The sequence below is a fragment of the Variovorax paradoxus genome, assembly GCF_000834655.1.
Lineage (GTDB): Bacteria > Pseudomonadota > Gammaproteobacteria > Burkholderiales > Burkholderiaceae_C > Variovorax > Variovorax paradoxus_F.
Genome location: NZ_JXQQ01000054.1, coordinates 31,802 through 50,374 on the forward strand (window position 1 = coordinate 31,802; position 18,573 = coordinate 50,374).

The window sequence follows — 18,573 nt, forward strand, 5'->3', positions numbered from 1 at the left end:
ACCGCGATTCGCGCCGGCCCCGCCCCCGGCGTCATTTACCCGACCACGAAGCTGCAGCTAGCGGATGAACTTGCCTTCCTTGGTCACGCGCACCATCTCGATGAAGCGCGAGCCTGTGTTGCTCGCGCCGGTGAAGTCGATCTCCATGCCGCCGATGCGCAGCTTCATCGCCTTCAGCGCGGCGTGCAGCCTGGCGCGCGTGAGGTCTCTGCCCGTGCGGCGCAGGCCCTCGATCATCACGAGCGCGTTCACGTAGCCCTCGTAGCTCAGGTAGCCCAGGTCCACCTTGGCGCGCTCGGCCAGCTGGCGGAATTCGCGCGCGGTGGCGTCGACCTCGCTCCACGGGTAGGGCACGATCTGCGAGATGGCCAGCCCGCTGGTCTTGTCGCCCACGAGCTTGGCGGTGACGTCGCCCGGCACGATCGACATGCCGTAGAACATCTGGCGCCCGCCGGCCCCCCAGGCGGCTTTCATGACCTCGCCGCCGATGCCGCCACCCAGGTACATGATGACCGCCTGCGCCTTGCTGTCGGCCAGCGCCTTGCCGGATGCCTCGTTGCCCGTGCCGTCGCCCTTGACGGCCACTGCGGCCTCGGGCTTCAGCTTGAGCGCGTCGAGCGCGGCTTCGACGAGCTTGGCGACTTCCGCGCCGCCCGGGTTGTCCAGGTAGGCCACGGCGATGCGCGAGACGCCGATGGTCGTCAGGTGCTGCACCAGCGCCTGGGCTTCACGCGCGAAGGTGGCGCGCACGAAGTAGCCGGCGCCGCCCATCTTCTCGCGGGCCGAATCGGACACCGCGTAGCCGCCCACCGTCGGCGCGCCGCTCTGGTTCACCACCTTGGCGCCCGCGGCGGTGGTGCCCGAGCCCACGCAGCCGAAGAAGGCGAAGACGCGGTGCTCTCCCAGCAGCTTCTCGTAGTTGGCCAGGGCCTTTTCGGGCTTGAGTTCGTCGTCGAGCGAAACCAGCCGGATCTTGCGACCCGACAGCCCGCCCTGCGCATTGACCGCATCGAAGGCCAGCCCGGCCCCCGCCATCACAACCTTGACCGGCACGCCGAGCGGGCCGCTCAGGATGCCGGTGTGGCCCAGGACGATCTCGCCGTCAGTGACGCCGCTCTCTGCAGCATGGGCCGGAAAGGAAAGATGGCCGAGTCCGGCCGCTGCCGCAGCCGAGGCGGCAATGAAATTTCTGCGATGCATGGAACCGTTTCGTTATCAGATACAACTGATAACAATTGAATGCGAAAGCGCCTCGCCGCACCGCCGGGGTTTACCCCGTGTTGCGCGTTGTCCCCTCCGGCTGCTTCGGCCCTTCGCGCAGCTGCCACGCCGCGCAGATCGCCAATGCGCAAAGCCCGGCCAGCATCGCGAACACTTCGTCGAAGGCCGCAAGACGCGCCGGGCTGCTCACCGGATTGGCGAGGGAATCGCCATGGGCTGCGAGCCGCCACTCGAGCACGATCGCGCACAGGCTCACACCTGCCGCACCGCCGAGCATGCGCACGAAGTTGATCGCGCTCGCGCCCTGCGGAATCAGCGGCTTGGCGAGCGGCCGCATCGAGCCCAGGTTGAGCGACGGCAGGATGAACCCCAGCCCGATGCGTCCGATGATCGCGAACGCCACCAGCAGCCAGATCGCGCTGTCGAGCCTGAGCACCATCATCAGCGCGAAGGAGGCGGCCAGCAGCGCGAGTCCGACGGTCACCAGCACCCACGTCGGATGCCGGTCGGCCAGCCGGCCCACGCCGGCGATGGTCACGGCCAGCACGATGCCGGCCGGCAGAAGGATGGTGCCCACGTGCGATGCCGACAGGCTCAGCCCCACCTGCATGTATACCGGCAAGAGGTAGGTCGAGCCGAACAGCGCCGTGCCGTAGATGAAGGCGACCACGCTGCCCATCGCGAACTGCCGGTACTGGAAGAGCGCGAGATTCATGAGCGGCGTGCCGCCCGAGGCCGCGAGCCGGCGCTGCCACCACACGAAGGCGACGAAGGACACCAGCGCACCGGCCAGCAGCAGCGCAGCCTGCAGCGGCGAATCGCCGCGCAGTTCGACCAGCCCGTTCAGGAGGCACAGCGTGCCGACCGTGCCCAGCGCGAGGCCGCGCGCGTCGAGCCCGCCGCCGCGCACCGCGGCCACGCCGCCGGGGGCCGTCTTGGGCACGAACTTGTAGGCCAGCCAGATCGAGGCCAGGCAGAAAGGCACCACCATGAAGAAGATCGAGCGCCAGCCGAACAGGTCGACCAGCACCCCGCCGATGCTCGGCCCGATGGCCGGCGCCAGCACCACGCCCATGCCGAAGATGCCGCTCGCGCGCCCCTGCTCGTGGGGCTCGAAGGCGCGCAGGATGATGATGGCCGGAATGGGCTGGACCACGCCCGCCGCGAGCCCTTCGGCCACGCGCGCGAACAGCACCAGCGAGAAGTTGTTGGCCAGCCCGCCCGCGATGCCGCCCACGAGCAGCAGCAGCATCGTGCCCACGTAGGTACGCCGGTAGCCGTAGCGCGAGAGCAGCCACGGCGTGGTGAGCATCGAGACCGTCATCGCCACCATGAAGCCCGAGCTCACCCACTGCGCGCGCTCCTGCCCGAGCGAGAAGTGGTGGCTCATGCCCGGGATCGCCACGTTCACGATGGTCGAGGACATGATCGAGGCCATCGTCCCGACCATCACCGACATCAGCAGATACCAGCGGTAGCGCTCGCCATAGCGTTCGCGCAGGGTGCCCATGGAGGGCGGAGCCGGCGGGGGCGCGGCTTCGGTCGTGTGTGGGGAGGTCATGGGGCGGCGGAATGTCTCGGGGTCCGTCGTCCTACAAGCATATCGGTGTTTGCTTGGCGAACGGCGCAGGGGCGCGCCCCACAATGCAGCGGCTGTCCCCTCCGCGTCAAGCCCAGCAAGAAGAGAACAACATGGATTCCCCGATCAACGATCCCATCAACGAACAGGCCGGCGAGGCCGCGCCGGATGTCGCGCCCACGCTCGCCACCGAACTCGCCGCGCCCACCATGAGTCGCGCCTACCGCTGCCAGTGCGGGCGTCCCGTGTTCCTGCGCAACAGCGAGTGCCTGGCGTGCCACACGCCGCTCGGCTACGTGATCGACAGCCTGGGCGTCATGCCGCTGGCGCCGGCCGAAGGCGACGGCGCGCTGCCGGACACCTTCACCGTCTTCGGTGACCCGCACGGCAAGACCTACCGCCGTTGCGCCAACCTCATGACCCCCGCCGCCTGCAGCTGGATGGTGCCGGCCGCGCGCGAGGGCGAGGAGGCGCCGGCCGATGTGCACGGGCTGGCGCCCGGGTACTGCCTGGCCTGCAGCGTCACGCGGACCATTCCCGATCTCTCGGTCGAGGCCCACGGCGGCTTCTGGGGCAAGCTCGAACAGGCCAAGCGCCGCCTGATCTCGCAACTGCTCGCGCTCGGCCTGCCGGTGGTGAGCCGGCATGCGGACCCCGTGCACGGCCTGGCGTTCGACTTCCTCAGCAACATGCCGGGCGGACCGCACGTGATGACGGGCCACGAGGACGGTGTGATCACCCTCAATGCCGAGGAGGCCGAAGACGCGGTGCGCGAGCGCATCCGCGCCGAGATGCGCGAGCCTTACCGCACGCTGCTGGGCCACTTCCGCCACGAGATCGGCCACTACTACTGGGACCTGCTGGTGCAGCCCACGCACTGGTTGGACGACTACCGCGCGCTCTTCGGCGACGAGCGCGCCGACTACGCGGCCTCGCTGCAGAAGCACTACGAGCAGGGCCCGCCCCCCGACTGGGCCGATCGCTTCGTGAGCAGCTACGCGAGCACGCACCCGTGGGAGGACTGGGCCGAGACATGGGCCCACTACCTGCACATGGCCGACACCGCGGACACCGCCATGAGCTTCGGCGTCGATGCGACCAACGTGGAGCTCGCGAGCGACCTCTTCACCGCCGACGACCTCTGGAAACCCGACCATCCCGACGCCACGAAATTCCTGGATTTCGTCAACGGCTGGGTGCTGCTCACCAATGTGCTCAACGAGTTGTCGCGCAGCATGGGGCAGCCGGATTACTACCCCTTCGTGATGCCGCGCACGGCGGTGGGCAAGCTGCAGTTCATCCACCTCGTGATCACCGAGCAGCGGGCCGGGTCGGCGCCGACGATGGTGGTGGCCAGCGAGGTGGCCGCGCCCGAGCCGGTCGAGCCTGCACCCGAACAGGGGCAGGCGCAGACGCAATCCCAATCGCAGTCGCAGTCGCAGGGCGGCGTTCAGTCCTGAGGCGGCGTGCCCGCGGCGCAGCGCGCACAGATGCAGGCGAGGCCGCGCATCGACTCCGGCAGTTGGGCAAGCGGGGCATTGCTGAAGTCGACCTGCATGCACCAGCAGGGCGGCTGCGCCTGGCCCGTCTCGCGTTCGATTTCCATGGCGCAGCGGTTCGACTCGCCGCACAGCGGGCAGCGCGTCGCGTCGATGACCGCTGCGGTGACGGTCGTCATGCGAGTTTGAAAGTCGGCAGCTTCTTGGCCACCGCGACGTTCTGCAGCGTGACGTAGACCGGCAAGCCGTTGCGGTACGCGGGGTAGTCCTCGCCCTCGATCAGCGGCAGCAGGTAGCGCCGGCATTTCTCGGTGATGCCGTAGCCGTCGTCCGAGATGAAATCGCGCGGCATCGGCTTCTCGACATTGGCCACTGATTCGAGCGGCGCGCTGCCCAGGGTGTACGCATACGGCACGTCGGAGGTTCGCTCGATCGTCGGCATCACCGCGTTGCGACCTTCGAGGGCAAGCTCGACGGCGCGCTGTCCCAACTCATACGCCTGCTTCACGTCGGTGGCCGAGGCGATGTGCCGCGCGGCGCGCTGCAGATAGTCGGCCACGGCCCAATGGAACTTGTGGCCGTGCGCGTCCTTGATCATCTGCGCCACCACGGGCGCGGCGCCGCCGAGCTGCGCATGGCCGAATGCATCGCGCGTGCCTTGCTCCGCGAGGAAAGTGCCGTCGGGGTAATGGCAGCCCTCGGACACCACGACCGAGCAGTAGCCATGCTGCTTCACCAATTCATCGACGCGCGCAAGAAAGCGCGCCTTGTCGAACTCGATCTCGGGAAACAGCACCACCACCGGAATGCCGTGGTCCGCGGCAAGCCCGCCGGCCGCGGCGATCCATCCCGCATGCCGCCCCATCACTTCGAGCACGAACACCTTGGTCGACGTGGCGGCCATCGAGCGCACGTCGAACGAAGCTTCGAGCGTGGACACCGCCACGTACTTCGCGACCGAGCCGAAGCCCGGGCAGCAGTCGGTCAGCGGCAGGTCGTTGTCGATGGTCTTGGGCACATGGATCGCCTGCAGCGGATAGCCGAGCGATTGCGACAGCTGGCTCACCTTGAAGCAGGTGTCGGCCGAATCGCCGCCGCCGTTGTAGAAGAAATAACCGATGCCGTGCGCCCTGAACACCTCGATCAGCCGCTCGTATTCGCGACGGTTCTTCTCGAGCGACTTGAGCTTGTAGCGGCACGAACCGAACGCGCCCGACGGCGTGGTGCGCAGCGCCGCGATGGCCTCGGCTGATTCGGCGCCGGTGTCGATCAGCTCCTCCGTCAGCGCGCCGATGATGCCGTTGCGTCCGGCGTAGAGCTTGCCGATGCGGTCCGGGTGTTCTCGTGCCGTCTCGATCACGCCGCAGGCCGACGCATTGATGACCGAGGTGACGCCGCCCGACTGGGCGTAGAAGGCGTTGAGGATGGGCATGCGGCATTCTCCCGCAGCCCTATGTCAGGCGCCAGTGCCGGCGGCTTTCAGGGTGTCAGGATGTGAGCGGCTCTCGAAAGCCGGCGGCCGCTTCTGCAGGAACGCGCTCACGCCTTCGCGGAAGGTCGGCCGGTCGATCAGCTCGCGCTGGCGTTCGCTTTCGTAGTGCAGTTGTTCCTTCAGCGTGTGACGCTCGGAGGCCTCGAAGGCTTCGCGCGCTTCGACGACTGCATGCGCCGGCAGGCGCGCGAGGCGCTGCGCGATGGCGCGTGCATCGTCCATCAGCTGCTCGTCGTCGGCGCAGGCCCAGATCAGCCCCCATTGCACCGCGCGGCCTGCGCTCAGGCGCTCGTCGAGCAGCGCCATGCCCATCGCGCGCGCCTTGCCGGCACGCCGCGGAATGGCCCAGGTGCAGCCCAGGTCCGGCACGATGCCCAGCTTCGGGAGGAACGGAAGATAGAAGTACGCGCTGCGTGCGGCGATCGTCACGTCGGCCGCGAGTGCGAGGCCCACGCCCGCGCCGGCGGCCGGGCCGTTCACCGCAGCGACGACAGGAACAGGCAGCGTGCGCAGCGTCTCGATCAGCGGATTGCTCAGCGACTGCATCCACTCGGCCGTCTGCGTGCCGAGCGACTTGCCTTCTTCGCCGGGCGCCATCGCGCTCAGGTCGGCGCCCACGCAGAAGGCCTTGCCCGCGCCCGTCAGGATCACGGCGCGCACCGCGCGGTCGTCGCGGATGCGCTCGAGCGCGTCGCGCAGTTCGACCTGCAGTCCGTGCGCGATGGGATTCAGCTTGGCCGGCAGGTTCAGCGTGAGCGTCGCGATGCCGTCGGCGAGGTCGTAGAGGATCGGTGCTTGGGAGTCCATGGCATCGAGGTTCGATGCCGATGGCACCCGGGTCAAGCCGGGGACAACCCGTGTGGCCGAAGTCGCCAAGGCGACCACGCGCGCGCGGGTGGTGCGAGAGGCATCGCGGCGGGCTGCGCGTCCGACACGGTGATGCACGAGGCGCTCAGTGCCGACACCAGGATGCGGCGGTGCTCGGTGCCGTCGAAGCGGTCGCCGGCCTCGAGCACGATGTCGCGCGGATCGCGGTCCAGCGTGACCCAGACGGTGCCGCTGCGGCATTCGATGCCCACGCCTTTGCCATCGGGCACGGCAAACACGGTGCGCGTCGGCAGGCTGACATGGAAGCGGGAGGAAGTTTTCGGTAGGGTGCTCATGACAAGCTCCATTGCATTCGGGATACGAATGAATATAGTGAGTCGGCGCACTCCTTACACGCGGTCATTCGGAACTCGTTGCATGCTTCCAGAGAATGCGAAACCTCCCGGCTCCCTCAGTGGCGACCTCCCGCCGCTCGAACTGCTGCGCAGTTTCGAGGCCGCCGCGCGCCGGCTCAGCTTCACGCTCGCGGCCGGCGAGCTGCACCTCACGCAGTCGGCCGTGAGCCGGCAGATCCAGCAGCTCGAAGCCAGCCTGGGCGTGCTGCTCTTCGAGCGCCGCCACCGCGCGCTGGCACTCACCGAGGCCGGCGGCGTGATGCAGCGCGCAGTCACTGACAGCCTGGAGCGGCTGCGCGACGCCACGGCCCGCGTGCGCGCGAGCGCCGCGCCGCGGCAGGTGGCGATCACCAGCACGCCGGGCTTCGCATCGCTCTGGCTCATTCCGAAACTGGCGCGCTTCACCGGCACGCATCCGCAGGTCGACGTGCGCGTGTCGGCCACGCTCGACGTGCTCGACCTGGACGTGAGCCGCCTCGATCTGGCGGTGCGCTTCGCGCCCATCGGCCGCGGTGTCGGGCCGGCGCTGTTCGAGGAGTCGGTGATCCCGCTGTGTTCGCCGCAGCTCGCCGCATCGCTGCGGGAGCTCTCGGACTTTGCGGGGCTCACGCTGCTCACCGTCGAATATCCGGACCACAGCGAAGCCCCGACGGCAGACTGGGAGCCGTGGCTCAAGGTGATGGGGCTGGAGGACCTGCGCATGAAGAGCACCCTGCGCTTCACGCAATACGCCGATGCGGTGGCCGCCGCGGTGGCGGGGCAGGGCGTGGTGATCGGGCGCTTGCCGTTGCTGCGCGAACTGGTGCGCGACGGACGGCTCGTGGCGCCGCTCGGCGAGGGCGCCGCATCGCACCGCGGCTACTTCATAGAAATGTCCAGGCGCGCCGCGAACAACCGCGACGCGCAAGAGTTCGCACAGTGGCTGCGCGACGAAGCCGAGGCGGCGCAGCGGACCTGAAGAAGGCCCGCCGCGCGCATGCCGTGGCGCGGGCGATCAACCCGGCAGCAGCACCTTGTTCACAACGTGGATCACGCCGTTCGACTGGTAGACGTTGGCGATCGTCACGGTTGCGGTGCCGCCCTTGGCATCGGTCACCATCACGTTGCTGCCGCTCATCGTCGCGGTGAGCGTGCCGCCGCTGGCGGTCTTGAGCACGGCCTTGCCACCACCCGCGTTGATCGCGTTCATGAGCGCGGGGCCGTCCATCTTGCCGGGCACCACGTGATAGGTCAGCACCTTGGTCAGCGTGGGCTTGTTCTCCGGCTTGAGCAGCGTGTCGACGGTGCCGGCCGGCAGGGCTGCGAAGGCGGCGTTGGTCGGTGCGAACACGGTGAACGGGCCCGGACTCTTGAGCGTGCCGACCAGGTCCGCGGCCTTGACGGCGGCGACCAGCGTCGTGTGGTCCTTCGAGTTCACGGCGTTGTCCACGATGTCCTTGGTCGGGTACATCGCGGCGCCGCCGACCATCGGGTTCGACGACATGCCGGAGCTGCCGCTGCCGCTCATGCCCATGCCGCCCGCGCAAGCGCCGAGCAGGACCGAAACACCGAGTGCGATCACGAGTTTTTTCATGGAAGTCTCCTGGAAGGAAATGGTTGTCGAGGTTCTCTGTGGATACCGCCAACAGCTCGGAGGCGCGATGCGCTTGAGACCAATACGGCGTGCGGATGCAACTGGATTCGTAGGACGGCATCTCGTTGAAAGCTCGGCGGCATGGCGTCGGCTTTGCGCCACAGCGTTGCAGGAGGCGCTTGCGCATCGCGCACGCGCTCGACAGAATCCGCCCTTCGTTTTTCAGCAACAGTTTCTTTTCACCGCGCCTGGCGACTACCGACCTCCCGGGCGACACACTCATTCAATGAACCGTTTCCTGAACACCTGACCCGCACACCGACCGCCCCGGCCGGATGTGCATCCATGCATTCGCCGAGGCCCCGTCGACAAAGGCCCCGCGCAGCCATTCGCCGGGGCCTTTTTGTTTCTGGAGTGTGCGCACATGAGTGCTCAACGAAAGGCCCGCGACGACGACAAGCGTCTGGGCCGGTTCTATTTTTCGGTGCCGAATGCGGCACCTCGCAATCCCGTGGTGGCCGCGATGGCGCGCCGCGAATCGAGCCAGGGCGCCGGGCGCCACCTGCGCACGCACCGCGCGGAGCGGCGTGCGCAGAAGGTTGCATTGCAGAAGGCTGCGCGCAACGTGGGACGCGGAGGCGACGATGCGTGACGACATGGACAAGGTCATCGTCGAACGGCCGCGCCGCGGCGGCAGTTGGCAGGGCGACGGGCGTGCCTGGCGCAACAGCAAGGAGGCCGGTTCGCACCTGGGCATGAAGCGTGGCTACCACCGCACGAAGTGGCTCAACGAGAACCTCGCCCCACTCAAGCGCTGGCTGCACAAGCAGGTGCACCGGCCGTGGGACAAGGTGTATGCGGAACTCTGCAGCGGCATCGACCGACGCAGCACCGTGCAGGCGCACATCTTCGAGCACATCGACGACTTCGTCGAACGCGGCGCGGTGATGCGCGATGGCCAGGTGTGGGTCAGCGCATCCTGGTGGGGACGCGGTGGCCGCGCACCGCTCGAGGAAGCTTCGCACGTCGAGCTGTTCGTGCATCCGCTCACCGGCATCCTGCTGCCCAACCGGCGGCTGCGCGAGGCGCGTGCCGCGCAGCGGACGCGACATGGCACCTGGGCCGAGCGGCGTGGCGACAAGCCCTGCGCGGTCTATCACGTGATCGACGAGAACACGCAATGGCACCGTGTCGATGGCTGCTGGTTCGAGGTGACTCTTGCGAAGTTTCCCGAGCGAGTGGATGCGGCGAAGCGGGAAGAAAAACGCTACGACGTGCTGCGTCGTTGCATGGTTACCCATGGCGGCGCGGGGCGACGGCCAGCACCCGACATGCCCACCCATGCCAGCCTGTACGGACGCAACGACGTGTATGCAGCCAACAAGCGGCAACTGGGCCGCCGCGAAGTGCGGGCGCGTCTAGGCGATGACGCGTGAGTGCTGCGCTTGCGGTCTTGCACGCGCTCAGGGCGCGCGTGCAGGCACCGGCGCGCGCGGCAGCAGGGAGAACGCAAGCGTGCCCGCAGCCAACATCACGGCCACGGTCAGGAACACCGCGCGGAACGGCTCGACGCCATGCGCCACGCCCCACGATGCGGCCACGCCCGTTGTCCATTGCATGAGCGACACGCCGAGGAACATCGCCATGTTCATGAGCGCCATCGCGCGGCCTGTCATCGCCGCGGGATAGCCGTTCTTGGTGTACGCGTACTGCAGCACGCTGTAGCCAGAGATGAGGCCGTAGACGATCGGCAGGCCGATGTCGATCACGCGCGAATGGGTGAACGCCATCGCGCCGAACATCAGCGCGCCGGCCGAGGCGCAGCCCATCATCCAGCGCGTGCGCCGCGCAGGGCCCGGGTCCAGGCGGCCGAACAGGGCGGGGCTGATCATGCCGGTGACCGTCATCACCAGCGCCACGTTGCCGCTGGCCACGAGCGAAAGGCCGTGGCGCTCGTGAAGCACCGGCCCGAGCCAGAGGCCGCGCAGCGTGATGAAGGCTGCGTACGACACGCAGGCAAAGCACAGCAGGCCGAGCGTGTGCGGCATCGCGAACAGCGGCAGCAGTTCGCGCACCGCCTTGCGCAGCGACTGCCGCTCTGCAGGCTCGGCCTGCGGCGCCAGGTCCACGGCGCGCGCCGGCTCGCGCACGCGCCAGAAGATGACGATCCACGACAGCACTGCGAACGCGGCCAGCACCGTGTAGCCGGCGCGCCATGACGCGGCCTCGATCAGCAGCGCCAGCGGCGTGCCGGTGAAGAGGATGCCCAAGCCCGCCAGGCTCATCACCAGCCCCGACATCGCAGTGAAGCGCGAGGCATCGAAGTGCCTCGCGATGAACACCGTGCACGCGAGGAACGCAGGCGCGCAGCCCACGCCGATCAGCGCTTGCCCCAGCAGCAGCATGTGAAAGCTCGACGCCACCGCGCAGAGCGCAGCGCCCGCGATGGCCAGCGGAAACGCGGTGAGCACCGTGCGCCGCACGCCGAACATGTCGATCGACACGCCCATCGCGAGCTGCATGATCCCGAACATGAAGTGGAAGGTGCCCGCCCACGTGCCCAGTTGCTGGGGCGAGAGGCCGAAGTGGGTGCCGAGCGGCGTGGCCATCATGGCGCCGACGGTGCGGAAGGCCTGGCTCAGCGCGAAGGCCGTGGCGAGGGCCACGAGCATGGCGGCCGCGGAGGTCGACCAGCGCGGCGGGGGCGGCGAGGCCGCGTTCGTGTTCATCGGGAGAGGGAGGGGCTGAAAGAGGAAGGGCGCGGCACGAATGCTAATGGCATGCCGCCCCCAATGCAGAACGGCGCCCGAGGGCGCCGTTCGTTCGCTCACGCCCGGCACGATGCCGGGCGCGTGCCGGTCAGGCCTCGCCCTTGACCTTCAAGCGCCATGCGTGCAGCAGCGGCTCGGTGTAGCCGCTCGGCTGCTCGATGCCCTTGAACACCAGGTCCTGCGCCGCCTTGTACGCCGCCGAGGTCGCGGAGTTGCCGGCCATCGTCTGGTAGAGCGCGTCGCCAGCGTTCTGCTCGTCGACCACCTTGGCCATGCGCTGGAAGGTCTCGTCGACCTGTGCCTTGGTCACCACGCCGTGCAGCAGCCAGTTGGCGATGTGCTGGCTGGAGATGCGCAGCGTCGCGCGGTCTTCCATGAGGCCCACGTTGTGGATGTCGGGCACCTTGGAGCAGCCCACGCCCTGGTCGATCCAGCGCACCACGTAGCCCAGGATGCCCTGCACGTTGTTGTCGATTTCCTGCTGGCGCTCTTCGGCCGTCCACTTGGCTTCGGGGGCGATCGGCACCTGCAGCAGCGCGTTCAGGATGTTGTCGCGCTCGCCGTCGGCGTCGATCTTTTCCAGCTCCTGCTGCACTGCCGTCACGCTCACCTGGTGGTAATGCAGCGCGTGCAGCGTGGCGGCCGTGGGCGAGGGCACCCAGGCGGTGTTGGCGCCGGCCTTGGGATGGCCGATCTTCTGCTCGAGCATCGCGGCCATGAGGTCAGGCATGGCCCACATGCCCTTGCCGATCTGCGCTTTGCCGCGCAAGCCGCACGAGAGGCCGACCAGCACGTTGTTCTTTTCATAAGCGCCGATCCACGCGCTGGACTTCATGTCGCCCTTGCGGATCATCGGGCCGCCCTGCATGGCGGTGTGCATCTCGTCGCCGGTGCGATCGAGGAAGCCGGTGTTGATGAAGGCCACGCGCGCAGCCGCTTCGGCGATGCAGGCCTTCAGGTTCACACTGGTGCGGCGCTCCTCGTCCATGATGCCGAGCTTGACGGTGTTGGCCGGCAGGCCGAGCAGTTGCTCGACGCGGCCGAACAGCTCGCTCGCGAAGGCCACTTCGGCCGGGCCGTGCATCTTCGGCTTCACGATGTAGATGCTGCCGGTGCGCGAGTTGCCCTTGCGCTTGAGGTCGATGGTGGCGATGGTGGTGGTCACCACGGCATCGAGGATGCCTTCCGGAATCTCCTTGCCGCCCGCATACAGGATGGCCGGGTTGGTCATCAGGTGGCCCACGTTGCGCAGGAACATGAGCGAGCGGCCGTGCAGCTTGACGGGCTTGCCGTCGGCGCCGGTGTATTCGCGGTCGGCGTTCAGGCCGCGCGTGAAGGTCTTGCCGCCCTTGGCAACTTCTTCCGTCAGCGTGCCTTCGACGATGCCCAGCCAGTTCGAGTAAGCGACCACCTTGTCGGCCGCATCGACCACGGCCACCGAGTCTTCCAGGTCCAGGATGGTCGAGAGCGCGGCTTCGAGCACCAGGTCGCTCACGCCGGCCGCATCGCTCTTGCCGATGGCGGTGCTGCGGTCGATGCGGATATCGAGGTGGATGCCGTTGTGCTTGAGCAGCACCGAGGACGGCGCCGCGGCATCGCCCTGGTAGCCGATGAATTGCGAGGCGTCGGCCAGGCCCGTGCTGCTGCTCTGCAGCGCGACGACGAGCTTGCCGTCCTTCACGCTGTAGCCGGTCGCCATCTTGTGCGAGCCGTTGGCCAGCGGCGCGGCCTGGTCGAGCACGTTGCGCGCGAACTCGATGACCTTGGCGCCGCGCACGGGGTTGTAGCCCTTGCCCTTTTCGGCGCCGCCGGTTTCGGGAATCGCATCGGTGCCGTACAGCGCGTCGTACAGCGAACCCCAGCGCGCGTTGGCGGCGTTGAGCGCGTAGCGCGCATTCAGGATCGGCACCACCAGCTGCGGGCCGGCCTGCAGCGCGAGTTCGGAGTCGACGTTCGCGGTCGTGGCCTTCGCGCCCTTGGGCTGCGGCAGCAGGTAGCCGATTTTCTCGAGGAAGGCGCGGTAGGCCGGCATGTCGGCGATCGGGCCGGGGTTCTTCTTGTGCCAGGCGTCGAGCTCGCTCTGCAGGCGGTCGCGCTCGGCGAGCAGCGCGATGTTCTTGGGCGCGAGGTCGCTCACGATGGCGTCGAAGCCCTTCCAGAAGACGTCGCTCGCCACGCCGGTGGCGGGCAGGACCTTTTCTTCGATAAAGCGGTGGAGCTCGGTCGCGACCTGGAGTCCGTGGGCGGTGGTGCGGGCGGTCATGTTTCTCTCCTGGAAATCGGAATGCGGCGGAATACGGAATCTAAAGACGTGGGTGTCGCAATGACGTAGGTCAACTTTATTCGATACTTTACGAGGGAGTAAGAGCCGAAAGCGAGATTTATCAATGACAAAAATGAAGGTAATGGCGTCGTGGCGCCGCTGCTCGTTCAAAGGGTAGGCACTGATAGAGACGGCGCGGCTGCGGGATATATTTAACTTCTTAAATAATTCCGACCCGCCGAAATGATCCTCCTGGCTTCCAACGAAAACCCGCTCGGCATGCCCGAATCGGCCCGCCGCGCCGCCGCAGCCGCGCTCGAAGGCGCCGGCAACTACCCCGACAGCAACGGCACCGCGCTCAAGAATGCGCTGGCCGCCCGGCTCGACATGTCGCCCGAGTGGCTCACGCTGGGCAGCGGATCGAGCGAAATCCTCGAACTCGCCGCGCAGGTGAGCCTGAAGCCGGGCGAGAACGTCGTCTATTCGCAATACGGCTTCATCGTCTACGCGCAGGCCACCGCGCATGCCCATGCGCGCGCCACCGTCGTGCCCTCGCGCGAATACGGCCACGACCTGGACGCGATGCGCGCAGCCATCGCCGACGACACGAAGCTGGTCTTCGTCGCCAACCCGAACAACCCGACCGGCACCTTCATCGATGCTGCGCCGCTGCTGGCCTTCCTGCAATCGGTGCCCACGCACGTGACGGTGTTGCTCGACGAGGCCTACACCGAGTACCTCTCGCCCGCGCAGCGCTACGACAGCATCGAATGGGTGCGGCGCCTGCCGAACCTCGTCGTGGCGCGCACCTTCTCCAAGGCCTTCGGCCTCGCGGGCATGCGCATCGGCTACGGCGTGTCGCAGCCGCCGCTGGCTGCGCGCATGAACGCGCAGCGCCCGCGCTTCAACGTGACGACGCCGGCGCAGGCCGCCGCGGTGGCCGCGCTCGGCGATGCGGATTTCCTCGCGCGCACCTACGAGCTCAACACCGCCGGACGCCACCAGCTCGCCGCGGGCTTCACCGAACTGGGCCTCACGTACATCCCTTCGTCGGGCAATTTCCTGATGGTGCAGGTGGGCGATGCGCAGGCTGTGCATGCGCGCCTCTTGGCCGCCGGCATCGAGGTCTCGCTGCTCGGTCCGTACGGCCTGCCGCAGTGGCTGCGCGTGAGCGTCGGCCTTCCCGAACAGAACAAGGCCGTGCTCGCCGCACTGCGCTGAACCGGGCCTCAGCTCGCCCCGTTCCCCATTTCCACCACGCCCCCCCCGAGGAGACATAAGCATGAAACGCCGCCAGTTCGCAGCGCAAGCCGCTGCCGTCATTGCCGCCACGGCGCTTGCGCCATCGGCCTTCGCGCAGGAGCGCACCACGCGCATCCTGATCGGCTTTCCGCCGGGCGGCTCGGCGGACGTGGTGGCGCGCCTCCTGGCCGACAAGATGCGCGTCTCGCTCGGGCAGAACGTCATCATCGACAACAAGCCCGGCGCGGCGGGGCGCCTCGCGCTGGCCGAACTCAAGCGGTCGCCGCCCGACGGCAGCGTGCTGATCTTCTCGCCGAGCGGCGCGATGGTGATCCACCCGTGGCTCTATTCGAACCTCGGCTACGACCCGGCCAAGGACTTCACGCCGATCGCGCTCGGCAGCACGTTCGACTTCGCGGTGACAGCCGGCCCGGGCGCGCCGCCCGGCGACCTCAAGGCGGTGCTGGCCTGGATGAAGGCCAACCCCGCCAAGGCCAACTACGCGACCTCGGGCGCGGGCACGGTGCCGCACTTCGCGGGCCAGTTGCTCGCGCAGGCGTCGGGTGTGCCGATGACGCACGTCGCCTACCGCGGCGGCGCGCCCGCTGCGCAGGACCTGATCGGCGGACAGGTGCCGCTGATGGTCGACACCGCATCGGAAACCATCGAGCACCACCGCGCCGGCAAGGTGCGCATCCTCGCGGTGACGGGCGAGCAGCGCAGCCGCGCGCTGCCCGACGTGCCGACGCTGAAGGAGGCGGGCATCGGCGTGACGGCCGATGCGTTCTTCGGGCTCTACGGCCTGCCGGGCATGTCGCCCGAGGTGGTCGCGCGCATCGACAAGGCCGTGGCCGATGCGCTGCGCATGCCCGATGTGCAGGACCGGATCTACGCGCTGGGGCTCGTGCCGGCGCATGCGGGGCCGGCTGAACTTGCCGCGATCCAGGCGGCGCATCTGAAGCGCTGGGAAATGCCGATCAAGAACTCGGGGTTCAAGGCCGAGTCCTGAAGGACCCCTAACTTCTCCCTCCCCTTCCGGGGGAGGGCAGGGGTGGGGGCACGACGGCCTTCGATCGGGCGCCGCGCTGTTGCAAACGCCGCTTGCCCCCATCCCAGCCTTCCCCCGGGAGGGGAAGGAGCGAGACCTTCAGGTCACACCTGGCCGCCGAGTTCCTTCGCGGCCGCGCGCACGGGCTCGATATAGCCCTCGTCGTAGCGGTGCGTCGGCATCGTGAGCGTGACCGCCGCGGCGAGGCGGCCGTCCGCATGGAACACCGGTGCCGAGATGCCCGCGAGCTCGGCCGTGCGGTCGCCCACCAGCGCGCAGAAGCCCTGCGCGCGGATCGCGTCGCAGAGCTTGCGCTCCTTCGCGCCGCGCGGCCGCTCGGCTTCGGGCCCGAACGCGATCAGCACGCGCGCACCGGCGCCGCGGTCGTTGGGCAACAGGTCGCCCGCGCGCACGTGGTCGCGCACCACATGCGACGAATCGACGCGGAACTGGCACAGGCGCACCCAGCTGTCGCCCTGCTCCTGCCGCACGTGATACGCCGCGCTTTCGCCGGTGGCGACGACCAGCGCGCGCAGCACCGGCAGCACGATGCGGTCGAGCGACTGCGATGCGGCGTAGAGCCCGTGCAGCCGCGCGATCTCCATGCCCAGCGCGTAGCGGCCGTCGTCCTGCCGGCGGATCAGCCGCGCGTGCTCGAGCGATGCCAAGAGCCGCAGCACCGTGCTCTTGTAGAGCTGCGTGCGCTCGGCGAACTGCGCGAGCGACAGCGCCTCGTCGCCCGCCCGGAACGCCGAGAGCAGGCTCAGCGCGCGATCGACTGCGGCAGCGCCGCCCGGGGCGGCATTGAGGTCGGAAACCGATTCGGTCTGGGCTTTGCGGGGCATGGGCGTCGCTTGACAGGGAAAGTCGATCGGCGGTCTAATTCTGTTTAACGGAATCTAGTTCTGTCTAATAGAACTGTCAAGCGACCCATCGTTCCGGGTCGCGCCAAGGAGACGAAGTCGATGACACCCCCCGATGTCCTCATCAGCGAAGTCGGTCCGCGCGACGGCCTGCAATCGGTCAAGGCCACCATGCCCACGGCCGACAAGTTGCGCTGGATCGACGCGCTCTATGCGGCCGGCGTGCGCGAGATCGAAGTTGCCTCGTTCGTGCCCGCGAAACTGCTGCCCCAGATGGCCGATGCGGCCGACGTGGTGCGCCATGCGATCACGCTGCCCGGCCTCACCGTGATGGCGCTGGTGCCCAACCGCAAGGGCGCCGAGGCCGCGCTCGCGGCGGGCGTGCACAAGCTCACGATGCCGGTGTCGGCCAGCGTCGCGCATTCGCTCGCCAACGTGCGCAAGACGCCGACGGAAATGGTCGAGGAGGTCCGCGCCATCTCCGACCTGCGCCGCACGATCGCGCCGCAAGTCAGGCTCGAAGCCGGCATTTCCACCGCCTTCGGCTGCACGCTGCAGGGGCTGGTGCCCGAAGACGACGTGATCCGCCTCGCCGCGCAGTGCATCGAGGCCGGTGCCGACGAATCGGGGCTCTCCGACACCGTCGGCTACGCCAATCCCGCGCAGGTGCGCCGTCTCTTCAAGCGCCTGCGCGCGGAGCTCGGCGCGCACGCGGGCGCGGCGCACATGCACAACACGCGGGGCCTGGGCATCGCGAACTGCCTGGCCGCGTGGGACGAGGGCGTGCGCACCTTCGACGCCTCGCTCGGCGGCCTCGGCGGCTGTCCCTACGCGCCCGGCGCCTCGGGCAATGCCGTGACCGAAGACCTCGTCTTCATGTTCGAGGCCATGGGCGTTCGCACCGGCATCGACATCCAGAAACTCATCGCGGCGCGCGCGCCGCTTATGGCGGGCCTGCCAGGCGAACCGGTCTACGGCATGACGCCCGAGGCCGGCTTGCCCAAGGGTTTTGTCCAGGAACACATCGCACATGTCTGAAGCCAATCCACTCCCTTACGCAGGCGTTCGCGTCGTCGAGTTCACCCACATGGTCATGGGCCCGACCTGCGGCCTGCTGCTGGCCGATCTCGGCGCCGAGGTCATCAAGGTCGAGCCCATCGAGGGCGACAGCACGCGTCGCCTCCTCGGTTCGGGCTCGGGCTTCTTCCCGACCTTCAACCGCAACAAGAAGAGCATCGCGCTCGACCTGAAAAAGCCCGAAGGCGTGGAGGCCGCGCTGCGCCTCGTCGCCACCGCCGACATCGTGAGCGAGAACTTCAAGCCCGGCACGATGAAGAAGCTGGGCCTGGACTACGACACGCTTTCCAAGCTCAACCCGCGCCTCATCTACGTGAGCCACAAGGGCTTCCTGCCCGGCCCCTACGACCACCGCACCGCGCTCGACGAAGTGGTGCAGATGATGGGCGGCCTGGCCTACATGACGGGCCGCTCGGGCGACCCGCTGCGTGCGGGCACCAGCGTGAACGACATCATGGGCGGCATGTTCGGCGCCATCGGCGCGATGGCCGCGCTGCGCCAGCGCGAGCTCACGGGCGAAGGGTGCGAGGTGCAGGCCGCGCTCTTCGAGAACAACGTGTTCCTGGTCGCGCAGCACATGATGCAGTTCGCCGCCACCGGCAAGGCGGCCGACCCGATGCCCAGCCGCATCTCGGCGTGGGCGGTGTACGACGTGTTCACCGTGAAAGACGGCGAGCAGATCTTCCTTGCGGCCGTGAGCGACAAGCAGTGGGCCGTCTTCT

General features: G+C 68.3%; 17 protein-coding genes and 1 pseudogene. 8 read left to right on the forward strand and 10 right to left on the reverse strand.

What is annotated here, in order from left to right:
• Positions 1-57: 57 nt before the first annotated feature.
• Positions 58-1,200, reverse strand: a complete 1,143-nt coding sequence (locus RT97_RS22105; protein ID WP_042580976.1) for an ABC transporter substrate-binding protein — start codon at positions 1,198-1,200, stop codon at positions 58-60.
• Between the two features lie 70 nt (positions 1,201-1,270).
• A complete protein-coding gene (locus RT97_RS22110; RefSeq protein WP_042580977.1) occupies positions 1,271-2,782 on the reverse strand; it encodes a DHA2 family efflux MFS transporter permease subunit in 1,512 nt (503 codons plus the stop codon).
• Positions 2,783-2,913: 131 nt separating this feature from the next.
• Between RT97_RS22110 and RT97_RS22115 the strand changes: the two genes are divergently transcribed.
• Positions 2,914-4,260 (forward strand): zinc-binding metallopeptidase family protein, encoded by a 1,347-nt coding sequence (locus RT97_RS22115; RefSeq protein WP_042580978.1) that lies wholly within the window; start codon positions 2,914-2,916, stop codon positions 4,258-4,260.
• On the opposite strand, the gene RT97_RS22120 is transcribed toward RT97_RS22115, so the two are convergent.
• The 4 genes from RT97_RS22120 to RT97_RS22135 are packed head-to-tail and all read right to left on the reverse strand — an operon-like array spanning position 4,251 to position 6,954.
• Entirely contained in the window at positions 4,251-4,478 is a 228-nt protein-coding gene (locus RT97_RS22120) for a cysteine-rich CWC family protein (RefSeq protein ID WP_042580979.1), read from the reverse strand. The two genes, RT97_RS22115 and RT97_RS22120, sit on opposite strands and share 10 nt — an antisense overlap.
• Positions 4,475-5,731 (reverse strand): 6-phosphofructokinase, encoded by a 1,257-nt coding sequence (locus RT97_RS22125; RefSeq protein WP_042580980.1) that lies wholly within the window; start codon positions 5,729-5,731, stop codon positions 4,475-4,477. Before RT97_RS22125 ends, RT97_RS22120 begins: the two co-directional genes overlap by 4 nt.
• 24 nt (positions 5,732-5,755) lie before the next feature.
• Positions 5,756-6,598 (reverse strand): enoyl-CoA hydratase-related protein, encoded by an 843-nt coding sequence (locus RT97_RS22130; protein WP_042580981.1) that lies wholly within the window; start codon positions 6,596-6,598, stop codon positions 5,756-5,758.
• Between the two features lie 32 nt (positions 6,599-6,630).
• Positions 6,631-6,954: a DUF2917 domain-containing protein gene (locus RT97_RS22135; protein WP_042580982.1), complete on the reverse strand. Its 324-nt coding sequence runs from the start codon at positions 6,952-6,954 to the stop codon at positions 6,631-6,633.
• An 82-nt stretch (positions 6,955-7,036) separates the two neighbouring features.
• Here RT97_RS22135 and RT97_RS22140 point away from each other — a divergent pair, with 82 nt between their 5' ends.
• The gene (locus tag RT97_RS22140) at positions 7,037-7,972 is read left to right on the forward strand and encodes a LysR substrate-binding domain-containing protein (protein WP_042580983.1); all 936 of its coding nucleotides are present in this window, start codon (positions 7,037-7,039) and stop codon (positions 7,970-7,972) included.
• A gap of 36 nt (positions 7,973-8,008) precedes the next feature.
• Here the strand turns inward: RT97_RS22140 and RT97_RS22145 are convergent, their stop codons facing one another.
• Positions 8,009-8,587: a fasciclin domain-containing protein gene (locus RT97_RS22145; protein WP_155403862.1), complete on the reverse strand. Its 579-nt coding sequence runs from the start codon at positions 8,585-8,587 to the stop codon at positions 8,009-8,011.
• A gap of 424 nt (positions 8,588-9,011) precedes the next feature.
• On the opposite strand from RT97_RS22145, the gene RT97_RS22150 reads away from it, so the two are divergent.
• Together RT97_RS22150 and RT97_RS22155 are read left to right on the forward strand one after the other, a co-directional pair.
• Complete coding sequence (locus RT97_RS22150; protein ID WP_042580984.1) at positions 9,012-9,239, forward strand: hypothetical protein; 228 nt, start codon at positions 9,012-9,014, stop codon at positions 9,237-9,239.
• Complete coding sequence (locus tag RT97_RS22155) at positions 9,232-10,023, forward strand: hypothetical protein (protein ID WP_042580985.1); 792 nt, start codon at positions 9,232-9,234, stop codon at positions 10,021-10,023. The genes RT97_RS22150 and RT97_RS22155 overlap by 8 nt, the downstream gene beginning before the upstream one ends.
• A 27-nt stretch (positions 10,024-10,050) precedes the next feature.
• Here the strand turns inward: RT97_RS22155 and RT97_RS22160 are convergent, their stop codons facing one another.
• Both RT97_RS22160 and RT97_RS22165 read right to left on the reverse strand, forming a co-directional pair.
• On the reverse strand, positions 10,051-11,316 hold the full coding sequence (locus tag RT97_RS22160) for an MFS transporter (protein ID WP_042580986.1): 1,266 nt from the start codon (positions 11,314-11,316) through the stop codon (positions 10,051-10,053).
• 130 nt (positions 11,317-11,446) lie between these two features.
• Positions 11,447-13,621 carry a malate synthase G gene (locus RT97_RS22165; protein ID WP_042580987.1) on the reverse strand — a complete coding sequence of 725 codons (2,175 nt, stop codon included), beginning with the start codon at positions 13,619-13,621 and terminating at the stop codon, positions 11,447-11,449.
• Positions 13,622-13,858: 237 nt separating this feature from the next.
• Here RT97_RS22165 and hisC point away from each other — a divergent pair.
• Both hisC and RT97_RS22175 read left to right on the forward strand, forming a co-directional pair.
• A pseudogene (gene hisC, locus RT97_RS22170) lies at positions 13,859-14,842 on the forward strand (histidinol-phosphate transaminase); the annotation flags it as partial.
• A 61-nt stretch (positions 14,843-14,903) separates the two neighbouring features.
• Positions 14,904-15,872: a Bug family tripartite tricarboxylate transporter substrate binding protein gene (locus tag RT97_RS22175; protein WP_042580989.1), complete on the forward strand. Its 969-nt coding sequence runs from the start codon at positions 14,904-14,906 to the stop codon at positions 15,870-15,872.
• Between the two features lie 143 nt (positions 15,873-16,015).
• Here the strand turns inward: RT97_RS22175 and RT97_RS22180 are convergent, their stop codons facing one another.
• Positions 16,016-16,756 (reverse strand): IclR family transcriptional regulator, encoded by a 741-nt coding sequence (locus tag RT97_RS22180; RefSeq protein WP_042580990.1) that lies wholly within the window; start codon positions 16,754-16,756, stop codon positions 16,016-16,018.
• A gap of 120 nt (positions 16,757-16,876) precedes the next feature.
• Between RT97_RS22180 and RT97_RS22185 the strand changes: the two genes are divergently transcribed.
• Positions 16,877-17,812 carry a hydroxymethylglutaryl-CoA lyase gene (locus tag RT97_RS22185; RefSeq protein WP_042580991.1) on the forward strand — a complete coding sequence of 312 codons (936 nt, stop codon included), beginning with the start codon at positions 16,877-16,879 and terminating at the stop codon, positions 17,810-17,812.
• Positions 17,805-18,573 (forward strand): CaiB/BaiF CoA transferase family protein (locus RT97_RS22190; RefSeq protein ID WP_042580992.1); only part of this gene is annotated, 769 nt, incomplete at its 3' end. The genes RT97_RS22185 and RT97_RS22190, both read left to right, overlap by 8 nt.